Annotated in this window: 20 protein-coding genes and 3 pseudogenes; 10 read left to right on the forward strand and 13 right to left on the reverse strand. The window is 69.2% G+C overall.

Annotated elements, in window-relative coordinates; all coding sequences use genetic code 11:
* Positions 1 to 167 precede the first annotated feature (167 nt).
* Positions 168 to 326, reverse strand: coding sequence for a hypothetical protein (locus ACIRRY_RS51035; RefSeq protein WP_403987771.1), 159 nt, complete (start codon positions 324 to 326; stop codon positions 168 to 170).
* 24 nt (positions 327 to 350) lie between these two features.
* Between ACIRRY_RS51035 and ACIRRY_RS51040 the strand changes: the two are divergent.
* A pseudogene (locus ACIRRY_RS51040) lies at positions 351 to 700 on the forward strand (transposase family protein); the annotation flags it as partial.
* 313 nt (positions 701 to 1,013) lie between these two features.
* On the opposite strand, the pseudogene rsgA reads toward ACIRRY_RS51040, so the two are convergent.
* The 4 genes and pseudogenes from rsgA to ACIRRY_RS51060 form a co-directional block, all read right to left on the reverse strand.
* Positions 1,014 to 1,499: pseudogene (rsgA, locus tag ACIRRY_RS51045) on the reverse strand (GTPase RsgA); the annotation flags it as partial.
* A 138-nt stretch (positions 1,500 to 1,637) separates the two neighbouring features.
* Positions 1,638 to 2,156 (reverse strand): hypothetical protein, encoded by a 519-nt coding sequence (locus ACIRRY_RS51050; RefSeq protein ID WP_403987774.1) that lies wholly within the window; start codon positions 2,154 to 2,156, stop codon positions 1,638 to 1,640.
* Positions 2,157 to 2,903: 747 nt separating this feature from the next.
* The gene (locus ACIRRY_RS51055) at positions 2,904 to 4,034 is read right to left on the reverse strand and encodes an MBL fold metallo-hydrolase (protein ID WP_403987777.1); all 1,131 of its coding nucleotides are present in this window, start codon (positions 4,032 to 4,034) and stop codon (positions 2,904 to 2,906) included.
* Positions 4,035 to 4,170: 136 nt separating this feature from the next.
* Positions 4,171 to 5,082: a LysR family transcriptional regulator gene (locus tag ACIRRY_RS51060; protein WP_403987780.1), complete on the reverse strand. Its 912-nt coding sequence runs from the start codon at positions 5,080 to 5,082 to the stop codon at positions 4,171 to 4,173.
* A 197-nt stretch (positions 5,083 to 5,279) separates the two neighbouring features.
* On the opposite strand from ACIRRY_RS51060, the gene ACIRRY_RS51065 reads away from it, so the two are divergent.
* From ACIRRY_RS51065 to ACIRRY_RS51090, 6 genes are all read left to right on the forward strand, one after another.
* Positions 5,280 to 5,528, forward strand: coding sequence for a hypothetical protein (locus ACIRRY_RS51065; RefSeq protein WP_403987783.1), 249 nt, complete (start codon positions 5,280 to 5,282; stop codon positions 5,526 to 5,528).
* Positions 5,529 to 6,068: 540 nt separating this feature from the next.
* A complete protein-coding gene (locus tag ACIRRY_RS51070) occupies positions 6,069 to 7,235 on the forward strand; it encodes a sugar ABC transporter substrate-binding protein (RefSeq protein WP_403987785.1) in 1,167 nt (388 codons plus the stop codon).
* A 17-nt stretch (positions 7,236 to 7,252) separates the two neighbouring features.
* On the forward strand, positions 7,253 to 8,836 hold the full coding sequence (locus ACIRRY_RS51075; protein WP_403987788.1) for a sugar ABC transporter ATP-binding protein: 1,584 nt from the start codon (positions 7,253 to 7,255) through the stop codon (positions 8,834 to 8,836).
* A complete protein-coding gene (locus ACIRRY_RS51080) occupies positions 8,836 to 9,864 on the forward strand; it encodes an ABC transporter permease (protein WP_403987790.1) in 1,029 nt (342 codons plus the stop codon). The genes ACIRRY_RS51075 and ACIRRY_RS51080 overlap by 1 nt, the downstream gene beginning before the upstream one ends.
* A gap of 107 nt (positions 9,865 to 9,971) precedes the next feature.
* Positions 9,972 to 10,577, forward strand: a complete 606-nt coding sequence (locus ACIRRY_RS51085) for a TetR/AcrR family transcriptional regulator (protein WP_403987793.1) — start codon at positions 9,972 to 9,974, stop codon at positions 10,575 to 10,577.
* A gap of 123 nt (positions 10,578 to 10,700) precedes the next feature.
* Positions 10,701 to 11,813, forward strand: coding sequence for a cobalamin-independent methionine synthase II family protein (locus tag ACIRRY_RS51090; RefSeq protein WP_403987796.1), 1,113 nt, complete (start codon positions 10,701 to 10,703; stop codon positions 11,811 to 11,813).
* A 105-nt stretch (positions 11,814 to 11,918) separates the two neighbouring features.
* Here the strand turns inward: ACIRRY_RS51090 and ACIRRY_RS51095 are convergent, their stop codons facing one another.
* The 7 genes from ACIRRY_RS51095 to ACIRRY_RS51125 all read right to left on the reverse strand — a co-directional run bounded on the left by ACIRRY_RS51095 (position 11,919) and on the right by ACIRRY_RS51125 (position 19,970).
* The gene (locus ACIRRY_RS51095; protein ID WP_403987798.1) at positions 11,919 to 12,986 is read right to left on the reverse strand and encodes a chorismate-binding protein; all 1,068 of its coding nucleotides are present in this window, start codon (positions 12,984 to 12,986) and stop codon (positions 11,919 to 11,921) included.
* A gap of 77 nt (positions 12,987 to 13,063) precedes the next feature.
* Entirely contained in the window at positions 13,064 to 13,927 is an 864-nt protein-coding gene (locus tag ACIRRY_RS51100) for a bifunctional 5,10-methylenetetrahydrofolate dehydrogenase/5,10-methenyltetrahydrofolate cyclohydrolase (protein WP_403987801.1), read from the reverse strand.
* 183 nt (positions 13,928 to 14,110) lie between these two features.
* Positions 14,111 to 15,019 (reverse strand): formyltetrahydrofolate deformylase, encoded by a 909-nt coding sequence (purU, locus tag ACIRRY_RS51105; RefSeq protein WP_403987804.1) that lies wholly within the window; start codon positions 15,017 to 15,019, stop codon positions 14,111 to 14,113.
* The gene (locus tag ACIRRY_RS51110; RefSeq protein WP_403987807.1) at positions 15,016 to 15,888 is read right to left on the reverse strand and encodes a methylenetetrahydrofolate reductase; all 873 of its coding nucleotides are present in this window, start codon (positions 15,886 to 15,888) and stop codon (positions 15,016 to 15,018) included. Before ACIRRY_RS51110 ends, purU begins: the two co-directional genes overlap by 4 nt.
* Positions 15,889 to 16,057: 169 nt before the next feature.
* Entirely contained in the window at positions 16,058 to 17,398 is a 1,341-nt protein-coding gene (locus ACIRRY_RS51115) for an aminomethyl transferase family protein (RefSeq protein ID WP_403987810.1), read from the reverse strand.
* Between the two features lie 105 nt (positions 17,399 to 17,503).
* The gene (gene folP / locus ACIRRY_RS51120) at positions 17,504 to 18,394 is read right to left on the reverse strand and encodes a dihydropteroate synthase (RefSeq protein WP_403987812.1); all 891 of its coding nucleotides are present in this window, start codon (positions 18,392 to 18,394) and stop codon (positions 17,504 to 17,506) included.
* A gap of 169 nt (positions 18,395 to 18,563) precedes the next feature.
* Entirely contained in the window at positions 18,564 to 19,970 is a 1,407-nt protein-coding gene (locus ACIRRY_RS51125) for an NAD-binding protein (RefSeq protein WP_403987815.1), read from the reverse strand.
* A gap of 472 nt (positions 19,971 to 20,442) precedes the next feature.
* Here ACIRRY_RS51125 and ACIRRY_RS51130 point away from each other — a divergent pair, with 472 nt between their 5' ends.
* The 3 genes and pseudogenes from ACIRRY_RS51130 to ACIRRY_RS51140 all read left to right on the forward strand — a co-directional run.
* Positions 20,443 to 21,342: a LacI family DNA-binding transcriptional regulator gene (locus ACIRRY_RS51130; RefSeq protein ID WP_403987817.1), complete on the forward strand. Its 900-nt coding sequence runs from the start codon at positions 20,443 to 20,445 to the stop codon at positions 21,340 to 21,342.
* 489 nt (positions 21,343 to 21,831) lie between these two features.
* Positions 21,832 to 21,954, forward strand: coding sequence for a hypothetical protein (locus ACIRRY_RS51135; protein WP_403987820.1), 123 nt, complete (start codon positions 21,832 to 21,834; stop codon positions 21,952 to 21,954).
* 15 nt (positions 21,955 to 21,969) lie between these two features.
* Positions 21,970 to 22,815 (forward strand): annotated as a pseudogene (locus ACIRRY_RS51140) (aminomethyl transferase family protein); the annotation flags it as partial.
* 325 nt (positions 22,816 to 23,140) lie between these two features.
* Here the strand turns inward: ACIRRY_RS51140 and ACIRRY_RS51145 are convergent.
* Positions 23,141 to 24,073, reverse strand: a 933-nt coding sequence (locus ACIRRY_RS51145; RefSeq protein ID WP_403987823.1) for a sugar ABC transporter substrate-binding protein, incomplete at its 5' end; no start/stop codon positions are given.

Here is a 24,073-nt window from a genome sequence, read left to right on the forward strand (position 1 = left end):
AGCCTCGATCTGTTCGTAGCGGCCCGCGCCGACATCGTCACCACGCCGTGACCAGCACATTCACCCACCCGGCAGGACTTTGGAACAGCCCTGGGTGTTGGGCCCACACGTCGATGACGGTCATCGCAGAGCGTCTTCCTTTCTGAGTTCGGTGATCTCGTCAGGGCTCAGGCCCCGGTCGGCAAGCCGCGGGGAGTGACGACTTCAATTCTGTTCACAGATTCATGGCCCGGTTGATGATCTCCGACGTAGATCCGCTGTATGCGTGCGTCGGCGTGCAGTCGGCAGATCGGATGCTCGCGCATGTTGCCGCACCCGCCGAACATCTGCAGACAGGGAAGGTTTTCAGGGGGCGGCTGCTGTGGCTCTCACCCGCGCTGCCCGGCCGTACCCACGTCCTGACCGCGGCCCGCACCCACCGGATCATCCGCATCTGCGAGCGCCAGGGCGTCCCCATCCTGGCCGACCTCGCCTACCAGGGCGGCGGCCTCTGGGTAACCACCGGCATCAACGCAAGCCCCTACAGGAACTCACCCACACCGAGAAGACCCTCAACCGGGCCCTGGCCGCGGCCAGGGCACCCATCGAACGCGGCGTCGCACTCCTGAAGTCGTGGCAGATCTTCCGCAGATCCCGATGCAGCCCGAACCGCATGACGCCAATCGCCAAAGCCATCCTCACCCTTGAGCGGCAACGCTGAAGAAGCTCCCTACGTTGCCCTGCTGGAGGCGGCGAGCCCTTCGTATGGTTCACCAACCCAGGGGCGCCGGGTGTGGTTGAAAAAGCTCTGCCGCTTGTGGCTCTCAGTAATTGGCCGCCCGGCGCCCCACGACGACTCGGCTGCCAATGAGGAATTGCGAATGATCGCTAAGTAGGGAATCAACAACGAGGTAGTCCGTCGGGAGGCGCCGGCACCACACCGCACGGAGCCATCACATGGTCGCGATCTGGGCCGGTATCGACGCAGGGAAGACCCCTTTCACCGTTGCACAAGTCGCCCCGCTCTCCCAGGAGTCCGCCGCGTTATGCAGCAGTGCCTCACCACTGGAGCAGGACATGGCCAAGGCCAGGAACCGCTCGATCCGCCCGAGGTCCAGTTCGGCCGCGAGCGACACACAGATGACGACGTGATCGATGTTAGTGGCCAGCACCTGGCCCTCGGAACGCTTCGACGAGGTCGAGCGCACGAAGGCGGTACGGCGGGGCAGGAGCGTCCGCACGTAGCGCGGGTTGCTGCCTTCGGGATCTACGGCAACCCAGTCCCCCGTGCATACGACCTTCATCGGATCACGCGGGACGACGAACTCGGTGTCGGCACGGACGGTACCGACCGGGGTGATGACGTCGCACAGGCCGCGGTCGACCCGCGCGACACGGCCGGGCAGGAGACCCCGCTCGGCGAACGGGGCGAACTCGGCCTCCCAGCCCGCGTCCCAGCCGTACGGCTGGAGCGGGTGCGAGGGAGACGAGAGCAGACCCGGGAGAGAGGAGAAAGACAAGGGGTGACCCTTCACAAGGGTGGCCCCGGCACCGCGCACACAGACGCGGGAAGAAGAGAGAGGTCAGCCGGCGGCCACGGGAGTGGACTTGATGAACTTCCGGATGCGGGCAGCGCCCGTCACAGAGACAGCCATCGGTCACACCTCCCGGACACACTCAAGCAAAGTCACCGGCGACAACGCGCGGTTGCCGCCCCAACAGAACGGACCATAGAGGGTGCGCGGGCTGCGGCGCCAGCGAATTACGGCGCATCCGTCGCCCGACGGCCGCGTATCCGGGCACCCGGAGTGGACGTCGTCCGCACAGCCGACGACGCGGGCGCCCACCGAAGCGTCGACCACTTCGTGGCACTGGGCCACCGCGACATCGTGCACATCGACGGCGGCCGGGCGCCAGGCATGGCCGAGCGGCGCAGCCGCTGCCGCACGCACGCTGCTCACCGACGCCTCCCGGCCCACCGCCTGGGACGGAGACCCAGCGATCGGCACCCCGTCCACTGGATCCGACAGACCGCCGTAGCCCCCTCCCGCTGCGCTGAACTGGGTGAAGTTGCCGTGCCCGTTGCGCGACAGCAGCAAGGTGTCCAAGACGAGCGGCACCCGTCGTGTGAGGGCGGTGAAGTACCGCCAGCGGGCGGCCGTCCCGACACGGATCACGACGCGAAGCGCGGTCGATCTTCTTGACGAAGGCGGTCATCCGAGCACCAACCGCTTCGTTCCGCACGGCACTTGTACGAAGGAACACGACGCGAGGATGCTGGGCACGCCCGCTCGGAGTCCGGAGTCCCGACGGTTGCCTCGATGCGTGGGCGTGGCCTGCGGCAGCGGCGCGCGCCACTTGGCTGGGGCGCTCGGTTCCGGTGATGCTGACGTCGCGTTCGCCGAACATCCACAACTCGGCATCATCGCGGCCACCAGTGACCGCTCCTCCTCGGGAAACACGGCTGGCGGCATCGCCCAGGACATGACCGCGCGCCACCCCTCCGCGCCCGTGAGGGCCGCGCGTCACGAGCGCAATCAGGGCGTCATCACCCGCGAGTTCCCCATCCGCGGCGCGGCGCTCGCCTTCAGCCCCGCCCGTGCTGCCCTCCCGGGCCAGGCGCCACTTCCCGCTCCCGCCGCCTCCGCTGCGGCGGCCTCGCCGGTCGACCCGCGCATCGCGTTCTCCCGCAGCCGCCGGCCCAACTCCCGTGAGGAGCAGTTCCCATGGCCGTTACCGGGAAGCCCGACCGAGGGTTCAAGATCCTCGCTGGTCTCTTCTTGGGCTCCCCGCGGTGGCTGCGCGTCACGTCAGCAGCTGGTCGCCGGGAGGACTGCGCGGAAGAGGACGCGGTGTCCGTGCTCAACCCGGTCGACCAGCGAACCACTTGTGGCGACAGCCTTTCCGACGGAGCAACTGACGGCTCAGGATCTGCGGGGCCTGCGCCGTCGTACCGGCAGACGCAGCAGGTCCGTGCCCAGCACCATCGGTCCGCCGAAGTCGGCCCGGCGTGCGCTGTCGCGGAGCAGGTGGCGCCAGGTCGCGTCGGAGACCACCGTCTGCTGTCCCGGGCCGAGGTGGGTCGCGACCAGCGTTCCCGCGTTCGACTCGGCCGCGATTCGGCCGAGTTGGGCCACGTCCGTGTGGGTCGAGGTGATGTGGTCGATCAGTGTCTGGGGCAGGCCGAGACTCGCGAGACCGGCCGGGTAGAGGGCCTCGTGGACCAGGACGTCCGTGTGCGCCGCGAGCGTGATGATGTTCGGGGTCGGTGCCGTGTCGCCGGAGAAGACGACGCTGCCGTGGTCCGTGTCGAAGCGGTACGCGTAGGCGGGGAACACCGCTCCGTGCGGGACGAGGACGGCGGTGACCTTGACGTCGTCGTTCTCCATGACGGTGAACGGGGTCATGGCCGGCGCGGAGTCCCTCGCCGAGGCGCCGGCACTGGAGGGCGGCAGTACGTCGTGGACGTGGAGCAGGGTCGCCGCGTCGATGCCCGCGTGCTCGGCCATGAAGAAGGTCGGCGACGCCGCGTACGCCTGGCCCGCCAGCCTCGTCATCTCGACCGTGCCCGGCACGGGCCCCGGAGCCCCGGCGACGGTCGAGGCGATCCCGGCCGGACCGGGGCCGTAGACCTCGATCGGGTTCTGGAAGCCCTGCGCGCCCGAGGCGCCCGCCGACAGCAGCGGGAAGGAGTAGTAGTCGACGATGTGGTCCGCGTGCAGATGGGTCAGGAAGATCCCGGCCAGCGACGGCATCGACAGCCCGGCGCGCAGGTACTGCGTCACCGCTCCTCGTCCGCAGTCGATCACGTACGTTCTGCCGTTGACCGTCAGCGCCGACGAGATGCCATATCGGGTCGCCAGGGGCGGCGGGCCACCGTTGGTGCCGAGCAGTGTCACGGACAGGCCTGTTCCGGAGGGCACGGATCCGGTGTTCCCCGACGCCGCGGCCGGCTCCGCGCCAAGCAGCGGTACGGCGACAGCGGCAGCGGCGGATGCCGCCATCGCGCCCAGCATCGTCCTGCGGGACGTCGGTTCACTCAGGGGTTCGCACATGGAGAGACAGCTCCTTCGCGGCTCGATTCGCGTTGCCACAGTGGCCACACCGAGCACGGCTGTCCATCGGTCGGTACAAAATATGTGTTACCAGGGCGAATTATAAAGTTTCGCGTCGTGCAAGTATCCGCGGATGTCAACAGCCGATCGTGGGAATCGGGTTCTCCGCGAACCACTGGGCGAGGAAGTCCAGGAAGACCGTGATCTTGCGCTGGGTACCCGGGCCGGGTCCGTGGATCGCGTAGAGCGGCCGGTCGGGGGCCGCCAGTTCGGGCAGCTGGACCTGCAGGACCCCGGAGACGAGATCGTCGTAGACGGACCGCTGCGGCAGCAGGGCGATGCCGCGCCCGTGGACGGCCGCCTTCTGGAGTGCGATGTAGGAGTTGGACGAAAAGGCCACGTTGCGGATCTTGTGCAGTGTGGAGGCGGGTCCGTGCCCGATGCGCCAGACCGGGTCGTTGACGTGCACCAGGCAGTCGCGGCCGGCGAGGTCGTCGGGGTGTGTCAGGGCACCGTGTTCCTCGACGTACGACTTCGACGCGCACAGGACGAAGGGCAGCGAGGCGATCTTCTTCAGGCGCACGTTGGAGTCCCGCAGGTCCCGGGTGTGGAACGCCAGGTCGAACCCGCCGTCCAGGAAGTCGTACGTCCGGTCGGACACGCCGCCCAGCTCGAACCGGATCTGGATCCTCGGGTGCGCGGCGGAGAACGCGGCGATGGCGTCCCCGAGGTCCAGGCTCCCTATCCACTTCGGGCAGATGATGCCGAGCACGCCCTCCGCGCTGTCGTGCAGATGCGCGATGTCGGAGTCCTCGGCCTCGATCTCCTTGATGATGCGGGCGGCGAACTCGGCGTAGCGCAGGCCCGGTCCGGTCAGGCTCACCGAGCGGGCCGTGCGGTTGACCAGCCGGACACCGACCTGTCGTTCCAGCTCGGCGACATGCCGTGACACGAGCGATCCCGACGACCCCAGCGCTTTGGCGGCGCCGTTGAAACTGCCGAGGTCGGCGACGATGACGAAACAGCGCATGAGGAGCAGACGGTCCATGGCGTTCCTCCGGTCGTCCACGGCGCCGGTGTCCCTCCGGGCCGTGTCGAACATGGGGTGATGCGGTCGGGCGGAGCCATCTCGCAGGCGACGAACCCGGAAGGCGGGCGATGGCGAAGCGGAAGACCGTCAGGGTCATGTCGGTCGACACACTTACGGTAACTAGATCGATCTAGCAACCGTAACAGAACCTCGTCATGATCGCGAGGCCCGGGCTGAAGACCCGGTTCGGCACAGTGCGGGCCTGCGGACTTCGGCTGAAGGCCGTCGCACGGCGCGGGAGGCGGGCCGACGAGATTCCCCCCACCGACCAGTCGGATCACGTCGGTGGCAACTACCGAGCAACCGGCGTCCTCCGCTCCGCGGCCGCGATCCTGGGCGCCCACCCCGCACTGGCGCAGTACAGCGCGACGCCTTCGGCCCGGAACTCGGCCGAGCACCTGTAGGTACTCAACGAGAACTCCTGATCTCTGGAACTCCGTGGATCCAGGTCCAGGGCGTCCACGACCACAGGGAGATCCCCCGGGGAGGCTGCGGCCGGTGCGCGGCTCGCAAACTTAACTTGTTGCCGATGCGCTTCCGCGCGCCTGCCGACGTGCACACACTTTCGGCCATTGACGGGAATTGGTCCGCGAACTGGGCCTTTGTGGCAGGCAGGAGTTGACGACGCAGTTCGTGATCACTGCCCGGCACTCGGTTCGGTGGCGGAGGAACGAGCCGCCGAAGGGCTCGGCGTCATCGTGACGTCGAGCCGGAAATCAACGAGCGGCACGTGGACGAGGGCTCCTCGGCCGCCTCACCAAGCCACGGCCCGCTTCCCGATCCGACTCGGGTGTGAGGTGCCGCCGCGGCGCACGCCGTGGACCAGGGCCCGAACACGTTCCTCTCGTATCTTCTCCGCCCCTCCTCAGTGACGGCGGGCGGTTCCAGACACCACCAGCGTCCACTCACGAGAGTACGGACGCTCGGCCATGGAGGCATAAGCAATGACGCTTATCAGAAAGAAGTGGCTGGCCTCGTGCACGGCTGTGCTCGCCGCGTCGGCGATGCTGGCAGGATGCGGCAGCTCCGGCTCCAACTCCGGTTCCGGCTCGACCACTTCGGGCAAGGGCAGTTCCGCATCGGGTCTTGCCACGGCCGAGAAGAAGGTGGCGGCACTTCAGGCCGTCGCCAAGACCTACCCCGTCCCCACGGCGAGTGTGCCGGGCGTGGACAAGTTCAAGGGCCGCAAGGTCTTTTACATCCCGATCGTCCAGCAGGTGCCCGCCTTCGTCGCCACGGCCGGGTCGACGAAGCAGGCGCTCTCCAAGGCCGGCCTCTCGCAGCAGGTGTGCGACGGCAAGGCCCAGCCGACCGCGATAGCCGCCTGCGTCCAGCAGGCGATCACCGCGGACGCGGCCGGGATCATCCTGGACGCGATCCCTTACGGCATGGCACAGAACGCCCTCGACGCCGCGAAGGCCAAGGGCATCCCGATCGTCATCGCGGACCAGAACCCCCCGGCCGGAGTCAAGAACAGCAACCAGGTGAGCTATGTGCCGGGTGCGAGTTCTCAGGCCACGGCCATGGCCTGGTGGATCATCGCCGACTCCAAGGGCAAGGCGAATCTGATCATCGCGCAGAACGCCGACAGCCCCACGGCCATCAAGATGGTGGCCGACTCGCTGCCGATCTACAAGAAGTACTGCCCCGGCTGCAAGGTCACGGTCAAGGAGATCACCGCCTCGACGCCGGCCCTGTTGGCCTCGAAGGCGAGTTCCAACGTCCTGAGCAATCCGAAGGCCACCTACTACTACACCGAGTTCGAGGACAGCCTCCAGGCCACCCTTCAGGGCGTCCAGCAGTCGGGGCGTTCCGCCGGCATCTCCGTGTCCACGGCGGCCGGTTCGGTGAACGGGCTGGGCCTGATCAAGACCGGTTCGGTCAAGGCGGTCGTGGCCGCGGACCAGCTCTACATGGGCTACGGCGTGACCGACGAACTCCTGCGCATGATGACCGAGTCCGGGCCCATCGACGAGGCCCAGCCCATGCGGCTGTTCACCAAGGAGAACATCGGCGGCATCAAGGTGACGGCCGCGGCCCAGGCCTCGGGTGAGTGGTTCGGCGACGGTTCCTTCCAGGCGGACTTCGCCAAGCTCTGGGGCATCGGGTGATGGAGGAGGCGCGCACCGTGAGCGCCGGCTCGCGGACCGACCCGTCGGACACGGCGCCGCGCCATCGTCTGGAAGTGGCCGGGCTGTCCAAGGCGTTCGGCTCGACCCGGGCGCTTCGCGGGGTCCATCTGCGGATCGCCCCCGGAGAGCTGCACGGGCTGGTCGGTCAGAACGGGTGCGGGAAGTCCACCCTCGTCAAGATCCTCACGGGTGTGTACTCGCCCGACCCGGGAGCGTCCATCGCGGTGGACGGGCGGCAGTTGGCGCTGCCCGTCCGCCCGATGCAGCAGCGCGAGGCGGGAGTCTCGGTCGTCCACCAGAACAGCGGACTGGTGGACGACCTGACGGTGTGGGAGAACGTGCGGCTGGGGCACTACCGGGCAGGCCGGCTCTCGCGGCGGATCAACCGCCGCGAGGAGCAGCGGGCGACCGAGCGGGTCCTGGCCCGGCTGGACCGGCCCCTGGAGGTCGGCCGCCAGGTCGGGCAGCTCTCGGCGGAGGACCGGGCCGTGGTCGCCATCGCCCGGGCGGTGCAGGACCACCGCCCGGGGGGCGGTCTGATCGTCTTCGACGAGTCGACACGGGCGCTGGGCAGGTCGGCACGGGCCCGGTTCTTCGAGCTGGTCAGGTCGCTCGTCGACGAGGGCACCTCGGTCCTGCTGATCTCGCACCAGTTGGAAGAGGTCGTCGAGGCGACCGACCGGGTCACGGTGCTGCGCGACGGCGCCGTGGTCGAGGCGGGCCTGCGCACGAGCGAGGTGGACGAGGTCTCGCTCACCCGCATGATGCTCGGACGTCACCTCGTCACGCACGGGCGGGTCGGAAGCCAGGTCAGGGATGAGGCCGTCGCCTCGGTGCGAGGGCTCGCGGTCGGCCCGGTGACCGGACTCGACCTCGACATCCGGCGCGGCGAGATCGTCGGACTGACCGGGCTGATCGGCTCGGGCTTCGTCGAGGCGGCCGAGGCGCTGGCGGGCGCGCGCCCGGCCGACGCCGGCACGCTGTCGGTCCAAGGGCTCGACCTCGCCCTGGACCGCGGACGTGGCTGCACCGAGGAGTTCGTGGACGCGGGGGTGGCGTTCGTACCCGAGCGCCGTCTGGCGGCGGGGGTGGCCGGCGAACTCTCGGTGGCCGACAACCTGACACTGCCACGCGTACGCGGTCGCGGTCGCCGGCTGCGGACCGGCTCCGCGTGGCAGGCCGAGGAGACCGCCGCGATGATCGCGAAGCTCGACATCCGGCCGCCCCACCCACAAGCGCCGGTCCACACACTGAGCGGCGGCAACCAGCAGAAGGTCCTGCTGGGCAAGTGGCTGGCCGGCGCGCCGAATCTGCTGGTGCTGCACGAACCGACGCAGGCCGTCGACGTCGGCGCCCGCCACGACATCATCGACGCGATCCGGGAGGCGGCGCGGGACGGCTGCGGAATCGTCCTCGCCTCGATCGACGCCGTCGACCTGGCCGTGCTGTGCGACCGGGTGCTGGTGTTCCGCGACGGCCATGTCGCCAGGGAGCTGAGCGGCGAACTGGAACAGGACGCCATCGTCCACGCGGTCTTCGGCGACGACACGACACCTCGAGGAAAGGGGCAGGGAGACTGATGGACGTCACCGGCCAGCAAGACACCGACACATCCCCTGCCGCGCCGAGGGCTGCGCACACCGGCAGGCCGACATCGGCCTCCGCCCTTGCCGGGCATCTCGCGTCGCGGTACTCGGTGATCGCCATCTGGATGGCCATGATCGCGGTGTACGCCGCCGCGGAACCGGGGGTGTTCCTGACCGAGGGGACCTTCCAGACCATCTTCGGCTCCCAACAGGCCCTGGTGTTCCTCACCATGGCCCTGCTGTGCACCGTCTGCGTCGGAGAGTTCGTTGACCTGTCGGTCCCGGCGGTCTTCGGGTTCTCCGCCACGATCCTGCCCGTTCTGGTCGTGGAACACGGCTGGGGAGTGTGGCCGGCGGCGCTCGTCGCCGTCCTGGGCGCGATCGTGGCCGGCGTGGTCAACGGACTGCTCGTCGTCGTGGTCGGGGTGAACACCATCGTGGTGACCCTGGGCATGGGCACCCTCCTCGGCGGCATCGCCCTGTGGCTGTCGCACCTCAACACGGTCAGCGGTCTGCCGACCGGGTTCGGCAAGATCGCGCTGTACTCCGTGGGCGGCCTGCCGGTCTCCTTCTACTACGGCGTGGTGCTGGTGGCGGGCTTCGCCTATCTGCTGGCGTGCACACCGCTGGGCCGCCACATCCGCTTCGTCGGAGCCAACCGAGAGGTCAGCCGCCTCTCCGGCATCCGCGTCAACCGGATCCGCTTCGGCTCCTTCGTCGCCTCCGGCGCCCTGTGCGGTGTCGGCGCGGTCATCTCCGTCGCGGCCCTGGGCGGCTACAACCCCACCACGTCCGACACCCTGCTGCTGCCGGTCTTCGCCTCGGTCTTCCTCGGCACCGCGATCGTCCTGCCCGGACGCTTCAACCCGATCGGCACCTTCATCGGAATCTACTTCCTGGCGACCGGCATCCTCGGGCTCCAACTGCTGGGTCTGGAAGCGTGGGTCTCCTCGGTCTTCTACGGAGGTGTCCTGGTGGCAGCGGTCACCATCTCGACCCTGCTGCGCCGCCGTAGTCCATGACCTGCTGGCGACACCACAGCCGCGCGAGGGCCATCGCCGTCAGGCGGTGCGCCTCGCGCGCGGCCGAAGTCCGCAGCAGGCAGGCACCTAACATGGCCGGTGTGAGGATGACAGCGACAGACCGGCGACAACTCATCACGCGGGCTGCGGGTGAGCTGTTCATCGCGCGCGGCTACGCCGGCGTCTCCATGGAGGACGTGCTGACGGCGGTGGGCGGGTCCAAGGCGACCCTGTACCGCTATTTCACCGACAAGAGCGCCCTGTTCCGCGCGTCCGTGCAGGCGCTGTGCGACGAATGGTCCCAGCCGCTGCACACGTTCGCGCCGGGCAGCGCGAACCTCACCGACACCCTCGTCGCGCTCGGTGAACACTTCGCCGGTGTCGTCCTCACTCCCGAGGCGATCGCCCTGCACCGCCTGGTCACCTCCGAGGCCGTGCGGATTCCCGGGCTCGGAGAGGTCTTCGCGGAGCACGGGCCGAACGCGGGGCACGCGGTGCTCGGGCGTTGCCTCCAACAGGCGTGCGACGACGGGCTGATCAGGGTCGAGGACCCGGTGCGAGCGGCGGAACAGCTCTACCAGGCCATGCTGGGCCACGCCCAGATGCGGCTGCTGACGGATGCGCCGGTCAAGCTGACCGAGGCCGAGGTCCACGCGTCCATCGCCGAGGCGGTACGGGTCTTCCTGCACGGTGTTTTGGTCACCCCTGGCTGACCTCTCCCCGGCCCGACGGCGGCATCCGAAACAGGCATGCCGCACCCGGCTCACATCTTGCCCCCGATGTGTACTAGACCGTACCGTACAGCTGTCTTGCGACCTTCGAGCAAGGGACGGCCGATGCCGACGACGATCCGAGCCGAACATGTGGGAAGCCTGCTGCGTCCCGAGGAACTACTGGCAGCGCGCGCCGCACGCAGACGCGGCACGCTCTCCGACACGGAGCTCGCGGAGCTGGAGGACCAGGCGGCAACCGCCGCGGTGAAGCTGCAACAGGACGCCGGGATACAGGTCTTCACCGACGGCGAGGTGCGCCGGGACGACTTCATGGCCTCGGTGGTGGAGACGGTCGGCGGGCTGGCGCCCGCCGAGGAGTCCTCGGCCCGGCCTCGCTGGATCCGCGACAGCGACGGCGCCGAACTCGACGGCGACGTCGCGTCGGTGGCGATCACGGCGCCCCTGTATCGGCGTACACCGTTGTCCCTCGCCGAGGCCCGGTGGCTGTCCGCGAACACACCGGGGCCGTACAAGATCACCATGGCCAGTCCGACGATGGTGGCGGGCTTCTGGCGGCCGGGGGTGTCGGAGGACGTCTATCCGACTCGACGGGACGCGGTGGCGGCGCTGGCCGACATCTACCGGCAGGACATCGCCGACCTGATCGACACCGGAGTCTCCTGGCTACAGCTCGACTCGCTCGCCTACTGGGCCAACATCGATCCCGAGGCCGCGCGGATGCGCCGGGTGACGGACCTGGAGGGGCATCTCTCCCACATCATCGACACGGACAACGGCCTGATCCGGTCGGCCCGTTCGCGGCGCCCCGGCATGACCGTGGCCATGCACTTCTGCCGGGGCAACATGCGCAGCGCCTGGTCCGCCCGGGGCGGCTACGAGCCCATCGCCGAGCGGGTGTTCGGCGAGGTCGACGTCGACCGCTTCCTGCTGGAGTACGACACGGAGCGCTCCGGCGGCTTCGAACCGCTGCGCTTCGTGCCGCCCGCCAAGACCGTCGTCCTGGGACTGGTGTCGTCCAAGGTGGCGGAGCTTGAGTCGGTGGACACGCTGCGCCGGCGCATCGACGAGGCGTCCCAGTATCTGCCGCTGGAGCAACTCGCCCTCAGCCCGCAGTGCGGGTTCGCCTCGACGAGCCAGGGAAATCTGCTGACCGTCGACGAACAGCGCCGCAAGCTGGAGCTTGTCGCGGAGACGGCCCGTCTGGTCTGGGGCTGACCGCGGCACCACCACACCCGGTCAGGGCACGACGGTGCCGGTTTCACTGCTCAACAGCCTCTGCCCAGTGGGCTTTTGACGCGGCACCGTACCGGCCGCGGGTCCTCACGTGCCGTCGAGGAGGGCAAGCCGTCGGCGTGACTCCGCGCCTGCCGAAGCACCGTTGGAGGCGATCGCCAGCAGCCGCGACGCCTTCAACTCGGTTTCCTGCCACTCCCGTTCGGGGTCCGAGCCCCAGGTGATGCCGGCTCCGGCGCCGAAGTTCAGGCACTGGCGGGCACGGTCGATCCAGAAGGTGCGGATGCCGACGGCCAGTTCGCCGGTGCCGTGATCGGCGTCGACCCAGCCGATACCGCCGCAGTACGGCCCACGGGGTGCGGTCTCCAGTGCGGTGATGATGCCGAGGGCGCTCTCCTTCGGAGCGCCCGTGACGGATCCCGGTGGGAAGGTCGCCGCCAGCAGTTCGGGCCACCCCGTTCCGTCGCGCAGTTCTCCGCGCACTGTGGAGACGAGGTGGACCAGTCCGGGATGGCGCTCCACCACGCACAGATCCGGCACGGTGACGCTGCCGGTGGCGCAGACGCGCCCGAGGTCGTTGCGGACCAGGTCGACGATCATCACGTTCTCGGCGTAGTCCTTCTCCAGGAGATCCGCCTCGGTGCGCCCGGTGCCCTTGATGGGGCCCGACTCGATCACGCGTCCTTCGCGGCGCAGGAAGAGTTCGGGGGAGGCCGTGGCCACCTCGATCCCCAGGTCCGGCAGCCTGATCAGGCCCGCGTACGGCGCGTGGTGGCGTGCCGCCAACCGGTCGGCCAGCGCCTCGATGCCGGCGTCCGCGCCGATGGGTGCGGACAGGACACGGCAGAGGTTGGCCTGGTACACCTCTCCGCGCGCGATGTGCTCGCGGATCCGCCGCACACCCGCCATGTAGGCGTCGCGGTCCAGCGACGTGGTCCACAGGCCGGGCGCGGGACCGTCCCATCGGGCACCTCGGGCGGGGTGCTGCGCGGCGGGCCGGACGTCACGGAAGCGGGCGCAGGTCAAACGCCCCTCGAAGTCGGCTACGACCGCCCAGAAGCCCTCGGAGTCGAGCGCGGCGGGGTCATGGGTGACGTCGATCAGACCGGTCGCCACCCGGTCACCGAGCCGGGCCAGCGGTGGGAGGTGCGTCATGTCCGGCGCCTTTCCTGAGCGTGGACGAACGGCGCGGGCCGGCATCACCGCCCTGGGCACCGACCGCCCGGACTCGCCTATACGGGAACGGTGTTGGGCACGGCGTTCCACTCGGCCGCCCGAAGGGTGTTGACCATCAGCATGGCGATGGTCATCGGGCCCACCCCGCCCGGAACGGGGGTGATGCGGCCGGCGACGCCGTCGAGTTCGGCGGCGCGGACGTCGCCCGTGAGGCCCTCGGGGGTGCGGTGGATGCCGACGTCGATGACGGTGGCGCCGGGCTTGACGTGCTCGGGTCCGACAAGACCCCGGACTCCGGTGGCGACGACGACGATGTCCGCGGGGAGGGTGACAGCCGCCAGGTCGGCGGTGAACTCGTGCGCGACCGTCACCGTGGCGCCGCGCCGCAGCAGCAACTGGGCCAGGGGGCGGCCGACGAGTTCACCCCAGCCGACGACGGCGACGCACGCGCCCCTGAGTTCGATGCCTTCGGTGTCGAGGAGTTCGATGACGCCGCTCGGTGTGCAGGGGCGCAGTCCGCGTTCGCCGCGGGCCAGCCGGCCCGCACTGGCCGTCGTCAGGCCGTCGACGTCCTTGGCCGCGGGGATCCGGTCGATCAGGGCCGCGGCGTCGAGGTGGGCGGGCAGAGGGAGTTGGAGCAGGATTCCGGAGACGTCCGGCTCGGCCGCCAACTCGTCGATGACCGCGGCGACTTCGTACCCGGACGCGTGCTGGGAGAGGGGTCGGTGGAAGTCGCGCATACCGGCCTCGCGGATGGCTCGGCGTTTGGCGGCGACATAGACGGCGCTGGCCGGGTCGTCGCCGACCAGAATGGTCGCCAGACCGGGCACCCGTCCCAGGACCGCGGTCTCCGCGACCCGTTCGGCGACCCTGGCCCGGATGTCACGGGCGATCCGGGCACCGTCGATGGTGGTTGTCATGAGGGCGAACCGCTTTCTGCTGGTGAACGTCCCCCTCGTCGCAGAGAACTGCGCACCGAGGTCGCGGTCGACCGACCGCGGGTGTACGGCACCGGAACCGGGCGAGGGTGAACACCCCGGCGGGACTGCGCGCGAGACACGTCCGGCCCGCCGTGTCCGCCGCCCCGGATGACCCGCGCGGGTTCAGGCGAAGACGATGGTGTGCCTGCCGTTGCGGATGACCCGGTCCTCCGCGTGCCACAGCACCGCGCGGGAGAGAACGGCGCGTTCCACGTCGGCGCCACGACGGGTGAGGTCGCCGGCGGTGTGGGCGTGGCTGACGCGCACCACGTCCTGCTCGATGATCGGGCCCTCGTCGAGGTCCTCGGTGACGTAGTGGGCGGTGGCACCCACCAGCTTCACACCGCGTTCCTTGGCCTTGGCGTAGGGACCGGCGCCGATGAAGGCGGGCAGGAAGGAGTGGTGGATGTTGATGATCGGCACGCCGACCTGCTCGATGAAGTCGCCGGAGAGGATCTGCATGTAGCGGGCCAGGACGACGAAGTCGACGTTGTCCCTGAGCAGCCGCAGATGTTCGGCTTCGGCGGCCGACTTGTCCGCGCCCATGGACGGGACGTGGAAGAAGGGGATGCCGAAGCTGCGTACCTCTTCCGCGGTGTCGGGGTGATTGGAGATCACCATGGCGATACTGACGGGGAGTTGGCCCTGCCGGTGGCGCCAGAGCAGGTCGAGCAGGCAGTGGTCGGACTTGGAGGCGAAGATCGCCACCCGCTTCGGCATCGACAGGTCTCGCAGGGTGTAGCTGAGGCCGTACGGCTTCACCAACTCCTTGTCGAAGTCCGCGCGCAGGCCGGGCAGTTCGGCCCGCAGTCCGTCCAGTCCGAAGACGGTGCGCTGGAAGAAGGCACCGCCCTGCGGGTTGTCGGAGTACTGGTCGAGGGAGACGATGTTGGCGCCGTGCCGCCCGAGGACCGAGGTCACGGCCGCGACGATGCCGGTGGCGTCGGCGCCCTGGACGATCAGCGACGCCTGGTGCCCGGCTCCCCCGGTCCTCTTGGTGATGCCGGTGGGCGCGGCCTGCGTGACGGTCATACGAGGTTGTCCTTCCTGAACTGGGCGATCCACTCGGACGTGGCCCGCAGGCCGCCGAAGGTGTAGAAGTGGATCTTTATGTCTCCGTGGCGGGCCGGGTCGTAGCCGTCCGCGAGTGCGCGCAGGAACTTGTCCGGGCCCGCGGTGCCCATCAGGTTGGTGATGGACAGGCCGTACTTCTTGGCGATGGAGGCGCTGGTGCCGACGCCGAACCGGGTGGCGTACGACATCAGGCGTCGGACACCGGCCGGTCCGGGGACGCCGATCCGGACGGGAAGCGTGATGCCCTCCGCGCGGACCTGCTCCAGCCAGGCCAGGACGGGATCGACGTCGAAGCCGAACTGGGTGATGACGCTGCCGTCGAGTTCCTGCGCGGCGATGGACGCGCTCTTCTCGCGGAGCGCGGACCACAGCGCGTCCCCGGCGATGTCCGGGTGGCCCTCCGGGTAGCCGCTGACGCTGATGTGCCGGACGCCGTACTCCCGTAGCAGTCCCGTCTCGATGAGGGCGAGCGAGTCCTCGTAGGGGCCCTCGGGGCGGGTGGGGTCGCCGCCGACGGTGAAGACGTTGGCGCAGGTGCCGTCGGCGCGGAGTCGGGCGAGGAACTCCTCGAACTCGGCCTGTGAGCCCAGGCGTCGGGCGGAGATGTGCGGCACCGGCACGAAGCCGAGGCGTTTCACCGCCCGGGACGCCTCCAGGCGCAGTTCGAGGTTCTCGTTGCCGAGGAAGGTCACGTTGATGCGGGTGCCCTGCGGGATGGAGTGCCGGGCCTCTTCCAGCTTCGGGACGTCCTTGCCCGTCATCTCCAGGGAGAAGTCCTCCAGCAGCGATGTGCTCACCGCCGCCGAGGCCGTGCTGAGGGGGTTCATCGTGCTCCTTGTCGATAGGGGTGGGGGCGATGGGCGGCCGGACGCGTGACGCCAACTCCGGCCGCCCGCCGAGCAGTTCCGGCGACGTCCAGCGCGCCGCAGAGGGGCGCGGGGAACTGCGCGGCCAGCCCCCACAGACCCGCAGACGACTCACCGGCATCCGGCGGAGCTACCCGCGCCGATACTCCGTGCGCGCGTGCCGGTCGAACGGGCTGGCCTGAACGGTGGCGCGGATGCGCGGGAACCCGAGGTCGGCCTCGGGGTCGGTACCGAGACCCGGGTGCTCGCCCCAGACCACGGTCACCTCGGTGCCGGGCTCCGCGTGCGCGGAGTCGATCAGCGTCTGCGCCAGCACCGTGCCGACCGGGTCGATCGACGCGGTCTGCATGGTCGCGCCGACCAGTCCGGCCGAGGTCTCCACCCGGTGGCGGGCGTAGGTGAGGACGAAGCCGGGGTCCGCTCCCCCGCCGACGACCCGGCGCACGTCGTCGGCGTCGAACACCAGGGTGACCTTGGTGCGGCGGGGCTCGTCCTTCGCCTTGAGCAGGGCGTCGCGGCCGTGGAAGTCGTGCCCGAAGTGGATCAGCCGGCCGTAGCCCAGCTCGTACGGGGAGACATAGAAGTCCTCGATGTCCTCCGAGAAGTAACTGCCGTTGAGCGGGCGCTTGCCCTCGATGCCGAACAGCGGCAACCAGGCACGGTATTCCGCGAGTTCGGGGTCGGCGTAGATGCCCGGGACCGGCGAGGGGATCCAGCCGCTCTCCACACTCGGCGTGGTGTACGCCAGCGCGCCGACCTGTACCAGGCCCAGCGGTTCACCGGCCTTGAGGAACGCCTCGTGGACGTATCCCGCGTGCTCCCACGGGCCGATGAACTCGTAGCCGGCCTGCCCTGCCATGCCGTGGCGCAGCGCTTCGAAGGAACGGCCGTCCAGGGTGACCGGCGTGGAGTGGAAGAACTTGGTCTCCGGCAGCGGGCCGCCGAAGACGTTCTCGATCAGCTCCAGTGCCAGCGGACCCTGGAGCTGGTAGCGGAACAGCTTGGGGTCACCGCCGCCGGGCCGGAAGGCGGAGGACGGGTCGGTCTCGAAGGCGACGTCGTAGCCGCCCTTCTCCGCGTGGTACTGCACCCAGTGCTGGGCGGCGGGGACACCGCTGAGGAGGTACTTGTCCTCGGCTCGCCGCAGGAGGATGCCGTCGGTGACGATCTTGCCGTCCCGGGTGACCGGTATGTACTGCTTGGCCTGGCCGATCGCGAACTTCTCGAAGTTGTTGGCGCCGTACTCGGCCAGCACACGGGTGGCGTCGGGGCCCTCGATCCACAGGTCGTACATGTGGTGCGAGAGGTTGAGCAGCGCGACGCCCTCGTGCCAGGCCGCCTGCTCCTGGCGCCATCCGACGTACTCCCGCTCGACCACCTCGGGGGTCCACGGCTCGGCGTTCGGCCGCCACAGCAGGGCGACGGGCGAACCGGCCTTGTCGATGCCGTCCTGAAGACTGGGGATTGCCATTGCGGCTCCTCTCAAAGCCATCTCCCTGAAGTGCTAAATCGATCTAGTGACGCGGCTCGTCACAATCGACGCACTCGGGGAGGAAAAAGGGATCGCTAAAACGATCTAGCGCAAGCTAGCAGACGGGTTCAGAGCTTGGGGAGACTCGTGCGGCGCATTCATTGTCGGCTCCGCACGACGGTCTCCGGACTCCGAGAGCCGGCGGTCGCCCGCCCAGGCGGCGGCCACACACACCGCGTGCAGGCTGGAGCGGACGTCGTGCACGCGCACGCAGAACGCGCCGGCCACGGCGGCCAGCGCGGACACCGCCGCGGTGGCCGCGTCGCGGTCGCCGGGCACGGAATCGACACCGGCCCGGTCGCTCAACGCCGCACCGATGAAACGCTTCCTGGACGCCCCCACCAGCACGGGGAAACCGACGGCCCGCAGGGCGGGCAGATCCGTGAGGAGTTCCCAGTCGTGGGCGGCGCGCTTGGCGAACCCGAGCCCGGGATCGAGGATGATGCGCCCTGGATCGATCCCGGCCGCGGTGAGTGCCTCCACGCGGCGCAGCAGTTCGGAGGTGACATCGCCGACGACGTCGCCGTAGACCGCGTGGCGGTCCATCTCACGACTGGGCGCCCGCCAGTGCATCGCCACATACGGCACCCCGGCCGCCGCGACGACGGCGGCCATGGCGGGATCCGCCAGCCCTCCGCTGACGTCGTTGACCATGCACGCGCCGGCCTCGATCGCGGCGCGGGCGACCGCCGCGTGCATGGTGTCCACACTGACGGCCACCTCCGCACGCACCAGCTCCCGCACCACCGGCACCACACGGGCCAACTCCGCCTCCACCGGGACGGGTTCGGCTCCGGGTCGAGTGGACTCGCCGCCCACGTCGACCAGGTCGGCGCCCTCCTCTGCGAGTCTCAGGCCCTGTTCCACGGCCCGCCCGGTCTCGGCGTACCGGCCGCCGTCGGAGAACGAGTCCGGAGTCACGTTCAGGATGCCCATCACCAGGCACCGGCCGGGCCGTGGAAGCCCGGCGGGACCTTGAGGGGGTGGCTGTGCAACGGCACATCGCATGTCGATCACGGGTCGAACGACCTCCTCCGCCTGCGGGCCGTCCGCCCTGCGAGCTGGAAAAGCTAAATCGATATAGCAGGTACGTTACAACGAATCGCTAAATCGTTCTAGCCCTGGGCAGTTGAATTTCGTCGCCCGTCATCTGACGGCGCCCCTCGACGTGGGCGCAACGGTCGTGACCGACCAAGGCGCTGCGGCGCCACACTCCGGAGGTGTCCCGCAACCGGATCTCGTCGCGATGAGCGACCACGTCGCCGACCGGTTCACCGCGCAGCCGGGCGACCACATACCCGGCGGCCAGACCGGTGATGTCGGAGACGACACCCATGGGCAGCAGCGAGCGCGTCTCGGCGATGGCGTCGTCCTCGCCCGCTCGCATCACCACGCGGATGTGCGGTGCGACGCCGTGGGCGGCGATGGCCACAGCGACGTTGTCCAGGTCGTCGGAGCCGACGGCGGCCAGCGCCCGGGCGTGACCGATACGCAGCCGTTCCAGTACATGGCGGTCTCCGCCGTGACCGTCCATGACGGGAATCCCGAGGGTGCGCGCCAGCCGTGCCGTCGCGGCCTGCGGGTCGCGTTCGACGCCGACGACGGGGATGCCCAGTGCGCGCAGCTCGACGCAGAGCCGCATGCCGACCTGGCCCATTCCCACCACGATGACGTGCCCCGCGCGGGGCAGAGTGCGCGGCCCGACCAGCCCGATCAGACGCGGACCGAGCATGCGCTCGACCACTCCCGCGGTGAAGAAGGCGGTGAAGGCGACAGTGCTCAGCATCGCGAGGACGGCGAAGATCTGGTAGGCGTGGGCATCGGGTGGCGCGGCGGCCGGACCGACGCCGGCCACCACCCGGGCGGCCTCGAACAGTGCCTCGGACGGGCGATGGCCGAACGCCGTGAGCCATACCCAGTCGGCGGCGAGCACGACGAGCATCGCGAGCATGCCCAGGACGAGCAGCCGGGTGCCCGGATCGTGGGAGCGCAGCTGGAACCCGCCCCACCGTCTGAGGTACCGGCGACGCCACTGCCCCGGCAGGGCCGATTCCTCGGCTTCCAGGACGCCGTCACGCTCTCGGACGACCTGGACACACCCTCCGCGCCGGCGAGCGGCGACGAAGGAAGGATCCAGGCACGGGCCGGCCAGTGACGGTGCCGCGAGGTCGGCCGGCGAGGTGACATCGCACTGCGGCAGGAGTCGCGCGAGCTCATCGGCGATGGTGCGATCGAAGATCGTGACGATCAGAGGTACGTCGGGCGAGACGTGCGCGACGGCGAGCGCGTAGCGCAGGGCCGCGATGTCGTCGTGGAGCAGTACGGCGACGCCCGCCGGCCGCAGGGACAGCGCCGCGCGCAGTTCGGGGTCACGTGGCCGCGGAAGGTGCCGTACCAGGTCGGATGAGGTCCGAAGGGCAGTGCACACCCGGCCGGCCAGGTGGGTGTCACCGATGACGACGTACGAACGGACGGGGCCGTGCTGCGTGCGATGTGTCGGGTTCGAGGTCATGAAGTCGACGTCCTGCCTTGAGAGATGGCGGAAAGCCGGTGGGTGGCCCGACCGGCTGGAGCCCGTCAGGGAAGCCGAGCCGACCATCAAGTGGCCGTCAGCTGACGGTGATCGTCGAGGAAGGCCGGCGAGAGCTACGCGGCCGGCCTCTTACGGTGTCGCCGCGGCGTACGGACCCCTCGGCGGCTTTCCGACGGCTCGGCGCGACGACGCGAGGACACGGAACTCCCGATACGCGCCCGATCCAGGAGGTTCCGACCTCGCCGCGACGTACCGTACGGTTCAGTGCCGTACGGAGCAAGGCGATCCGATCCGGCAGAACGGACGCACTCGACGTCCCGTGGAGGCCCACGCCTCGGCTCCCGCCGGCCTCCTTACAATGGGTGAACGCCCGTGTCGCTGGGACTCAGGTACGCACGAGAACGTCAGAGCAGGGGTGATGGGGACTTCCAGAAGAGTCACGCTGAACGACGTGGCCGCGGCGAGCGGTGTTTCTCGAGCCACCGTCAGTTTCGTTCTCAACGACGACCCTCACCAGACGATCTCGGCCGCGACCCGGGACCGGGTGAAGGAGGCGGCCCGAACTCTCGGCTACGTTCCGCACGGCGTGGCGAGAGCACTGCGCGAAGGGACCTCGCGGGTCGTCGTCCTGAACATCGACGCGGGCATGGAAGGCGCGTATTCCCGCAGCTACATCCACGGACTCGACGCGGAACTGGCCGCCCACGACCACGTCCTCCTGGTCCGGTACGGCCACCACACCGAACAGTCCACACAGCAGGTCCTGGACGTCATCGTCCCCCGCGCGGTGATCCGCTTCGGCGAGACGTACCTCACCGGTCACGCCCTCGACGACCTGGGAGGCGGCTGGCGCAACGGTCTCGCCGCCCACACCGCGCTCCAGGTCCGCCACCTCGTCGAACACGGCCACACCCACATCGCCCTGGCGCTGCCGGACACCGAGTCACCGCTCGCCGCGGCCCGCCTTCGCTTCACCGAACACGCCGCACAGAACCTCGGCATCCCCACTCCGGTCTCCTTCATCGCCCCCCGGGACCGGCCCGCCTGTGCCGACGCCGTCAGCGCACTCCTCTCCCAAGCCCCCGGGGCGACCGCGATCGCCGGCTTCAACGACGACATGGCCCTGCGGGTCCTCACCGCCCTGCGCGACCTGGGCCGGCGTGTGCCGGACGACACGGCCGTGATCGGCTTCGACGACAACGGCTACGGCGAACACGTCGTCCCCTCGCTGACCACGATCTATGTCGACGGCGAGGCCCACGGCCGACTCAGCGCCCGGCTCGCCCTGAGGCTCGACACCAGTGGTCTGGAGCCCCCACCCGCGCGAGTTGTGGTCCGCGAGTCGACCTGAAGGGGCGTGCCTCGCCGCGATGGCGACTTCGCCGTCCCATCGCGGTAACTGCGTTCTCCGTCGCAGGGCGGCGGTCCGCATCATGACCGTGCGCCGCACGTGGTCTTCCAAGAGGTACGTGCTTCACCCGCGGTGATCATGAAGACGGCGACGTGGATTCCACGGGCCGGAGGACCTACGCGCTCGCCGGCGTAGGCGGAACGTGGCCTGCGGCCCGCCACTGTCGGCCATCCGCTCCAGAAATTCCGCACCCGGCTCTTGAGCGCACCGAAAATGTACCGCACCGTACAGTTCACAACGCCGACGAAGGCTTACGGCCCTTCGGCATGCCCGCCCCTTCGGGCTGTGCCCCTCAGCCGCGACACCCCCGAGCCGGGTCACTCACGACGCCAGGCGTCGCAAACGGCTTCGCCCCTGCCGCCACCAGAACGGCCGGCCACGCCTTTGCCGCCGCCTCACCCACGCATCGCGACGACATGGAGAACACCGATGGCACACCTCGAAGCGCAGATCCAGGCGGCCGGAGGGCCGTTGGGCCTGCTGCGCAGCGGCCGTTCCGGCACCTACCCGTTCCCGATCAAGGCCGAGTTCACCAACTGGCATGACGAGTAGGAGAGTTGGCGCGACTCGGCCGCGCTGATGGACCTGTCCCACCACATGACGGACCTCACCGTCGAAGGACCCGACCGCTACCGGCTGTTGGCCGACGTCGGCGCCAACACCTTCCAGGGCTTCGGCCCGATGAAGGCCAAGCAGTTCGTCGCGGTCAACCACGACGGCCACATGATCGGCGACTGCATCCTCTTCTGCCTCGCCGACAACCATGTCCGCCTCGTCGGCCGCCCGCCGGCCCTCAACTGGGTCCAGTTCCATGCCGAGACCGGCGGCTACGACGTCACCCTGCGCCGCGACGAGCGCACCGCGCAGAACCCGCACGGCCGCGAGTTCTTCCGCCTCCAGCTCCAGGGCCCGGACGCCTCGGCCATCTTCGAGAAGGTCAACGGCGGCCCCATGCCCGACATCCCCTTCTTCAGCATGGGCAAGTTCAACATCGGCAAGCACGAGGTCACCGCCCTCAACCACCGTATGTCCGGCTTCCCGGGCCCTGAGTTCTTCGGCCCCTACGAACACATCGACGACGTCCGCGACGCGATCCTGGAAGCCGGCGAGCCCTTCGGATTCCGTCAGATCGGTGCCCGCGCCTACGCCTCCGTGGCCACCGAGTCCGGCTGGATCGCGAACACCGTCCCCGCCGTGTACTCGGGCGAGAGCATGAAGACGTGCTACACCGCCAACGTCCGCGGCTGGATATCCGTCGTCATGATCGACGACGACGTCCACTACGGACAGCAGGTCGAACTGGTCTGGGGCGAGCCCGGCGGCGGCTCCGCCAACCCCACCGTCGAACGCCACTCCCAGACCGCCATCCGCGCCACCGTCATCCGCAGGCCCTTCGCCGGCGACAAGCGCTGACAGCAGTCTGCTTCGGCGAGGTTCTCGCTCCCCCGACAGGGCGGGGCACCAGGCAGGCGGCTCCCGCCTGGTGCCCCGCCCGCACCACCATTGCCAGTACCCGTCTCCACAACTCCGCGAGCACTCGCCCCGGCGCAGAGACAAGACACCCCAGCCGACGGCCAACCGGCCCGGCGAGTCACCGCATCGCGATACGGGTGCGGCAGTTGAGCTTCGGTAAGTCCGGTTCCCTCGCCACTTTCTGCCGGTGAACCATCCGAGCGCCCGGCCTGTGCGGGACGCTCGGACAGCCCCACCCACCGGGGAACCACCGCCGACTGAACCGTCAGCTATCCGTATCGCAGTACACCGGTGCGGTGTCCGCGTTGGCCTTGGTCACCAGACGGGCGTCGATCTGGGCGATCTTGACCTTCTCTTCCTTGCGCAGCAGGGAAAGCGTGTGCGTCACGGCCAGTGCTCCCAAGTCCTGGACCGAGTTGGAGACCGTCGCCGCGAACTTTCCGTCCTTGAGGGCGGCGAGTCCCTGGTCGGTACCGTTGACCGTCACGATCTTCACGCTGTGGGCACCCGCGGCGTCGAACGCCTCACGCACACCGAAGGCCATGTCCTCGTTGGCGACGAACGCGTACTGGATGCCGGGGTGAGCCTGGATCAGCCCGGCTGCGGCGGCCCTGGCCGTCGTCCGGTCGAACATGCCCCGCTCATTCCCCACCACCTGCACATTGTCTGCCAGGTTCTTCGTGAATCCGCCGACCATCAGGTTGGACGACGTACTCCCGTCGCCGGAGATGACAACAGCCTCGGCAGGCTTTCCGGCAGCGTCGTCGTCGACCCATTGGGCATCCAACTTGCCTATCCCGGGTAAGTCGCTGATGACGGCACCGAGAATCTCACTGTCGTCCGAAGGCGTCAGTGCGATCAGCGTGATGGGTGTCTTCGCCTTTCGCGCCGCAGAAATGTCGGCACCCAAGGCACTGGCGTCCACGCTGAGCAGAACAATCGCGTCGACCTTGCGCGCGATCATGTCCTTCACATTGCGCAGCTCCGCCGACTTGCTCCCGTTCGAGTTCGCGGTCAGTACTTTTGCCAGGTTGTTCGACGTGGTCTTCGTGACCGCCGTCTGCAGGCAGGTGTGGAACGACGTCGTTCCCCCGTTGATGAACCCTAGCCTCGATCGTTCATGAGTCCTCGTCGGTGTGCTGACGGGGACTCTGTGTTTGTGAGGTGCGGTCTTTTCGGGGTTGGGGCACGCTTTCGG

It is taken from the genome of Streptomyces sp. NPDC101776 (genome assembly GCF_044766845.1).
Lineage (GTDB): Bacteria > Actinomycetota > Actinomycetes > Streptomycetales > Streptomycetaceae > Streptomyces.

Excerpts from the sequence above, each read along its gene's own strand:
- ACIRRY_RS51110 (WP_403987807.1), bottom strand. The coding sequence starts at position 15,888 with ATGAACCCCCTCAGCACGGCCTCGGCGGCGGTGAGCACATCGCTGCTG.
- ACIRRY_RS51065 (WP_403987783.1), top strand. The coding sequence starts at position 5,280 with ATGATCGCGAGGCCCGGGCTGAAGACCCGGTTCGGCACAGTGCGGGCC.
- ACIRRY_RS51135 (WP_403987820.1), top strand. The coding sequence starts at position 21,832 with ATGGCACACCTCGAAGCGCAGATCCAGGCGGCCGGAGGGCCGTTGGGC.
- ACIRRY_RS51070 (WP_403987785.1), top strand. The coding sequence starts at position 6,069 with ATGACGCTTATCAGAAAGAAGTGGCTGGCCTCGTGCACGGCTGTGCTC.
- ACIRRY_RS51035 (WP_403987771.1), bottom strand. The coding sequence starts at position 326 with ATGTTCGGCGGGTGCGGCAACATGCGCGAGCATCCGATCTGCCGACTG.
- ACIRRY_RS51090 (WP_403987796.1), top strand. The coding sequence starts at position 10,701 with ATGCCGACGACGATCCGAGCCGAACATGTGGGAAGCCTGCTGCGTCCC.
- folP (WP_403987812.1), bottom strand. The coding sequence starts at position 18,394 with ATGGGCATCCTGAACGTGACTCCGGACTCGTTCTCCGACGGCGGCCGG.
- ACIRRY_RS51125 (WP_403987815.1), bottom strand. The coding sequence starts at position 19,970 with ATGACCTCGAACCCGACACATCGCACGCAGCACGGCCCCGTCCGTTCG.
- ACIRRY_RS51080 (WP_403987790.1), top strand. The coding sequence starts at position 8,836 with ATGGACGTCACCGGCCAGCAAGACACCGACACATCCCCTGCCGCGCCG.
- ACIRRY_RS51055 (WP_403987777.1), bottom strand. The coding sequence starts at position 4,034 with ATGTGCGAACCCCTGAGTGAACCGACGTCCCGCAGGACGATGCTGGGC.
- ACIRRY_RS51060 (WP_403987780.1), bottom strand. The coding sequence starts at position 5,082 with ATGGACCGTCTGCTCCTCATGCGCTGTTTCGTCATCGTCGCCGACCTC.
- purU (WP_403987804.1), bottom strand. The coding sequence starts at position 15,019 with ATGACCGTCACGCAGGCCGCGCCCACCGGCATCACCAAGAGGACCGGG.
- ACIRRY_RS51095 (WP_403987798.1), bottom strand. The coding sequence starts at position 12,986 with ATGACGCACCTCCCACCGCTGGCCCGGCTCGGTGACCGGGTGGCGACC.
- ACIRRY_RS51115 (WP_403987810.1), bottom strand. The coding sequence starts at position 17,398 with ATGGCAATCCCCAGTCTTCAGGACGGCATCGACAAGGCCGGTTCGCCC.
- ACIRRY_RS51085 (WP_403987793.1), top strand. The coding sequence starts at position 9,972 with ATGACAGCGACAGACCGGCGACAACTCATCACGCGGGCTGCGGGTGAG.
- ACIRRY_RS51100 (WP_403987801.1), bottom strand. The coding sequence starts at position 13,927 with ATGACAACCACCATCGACGGTGCCCGGATCGCCCGTGACATCCGGGCC.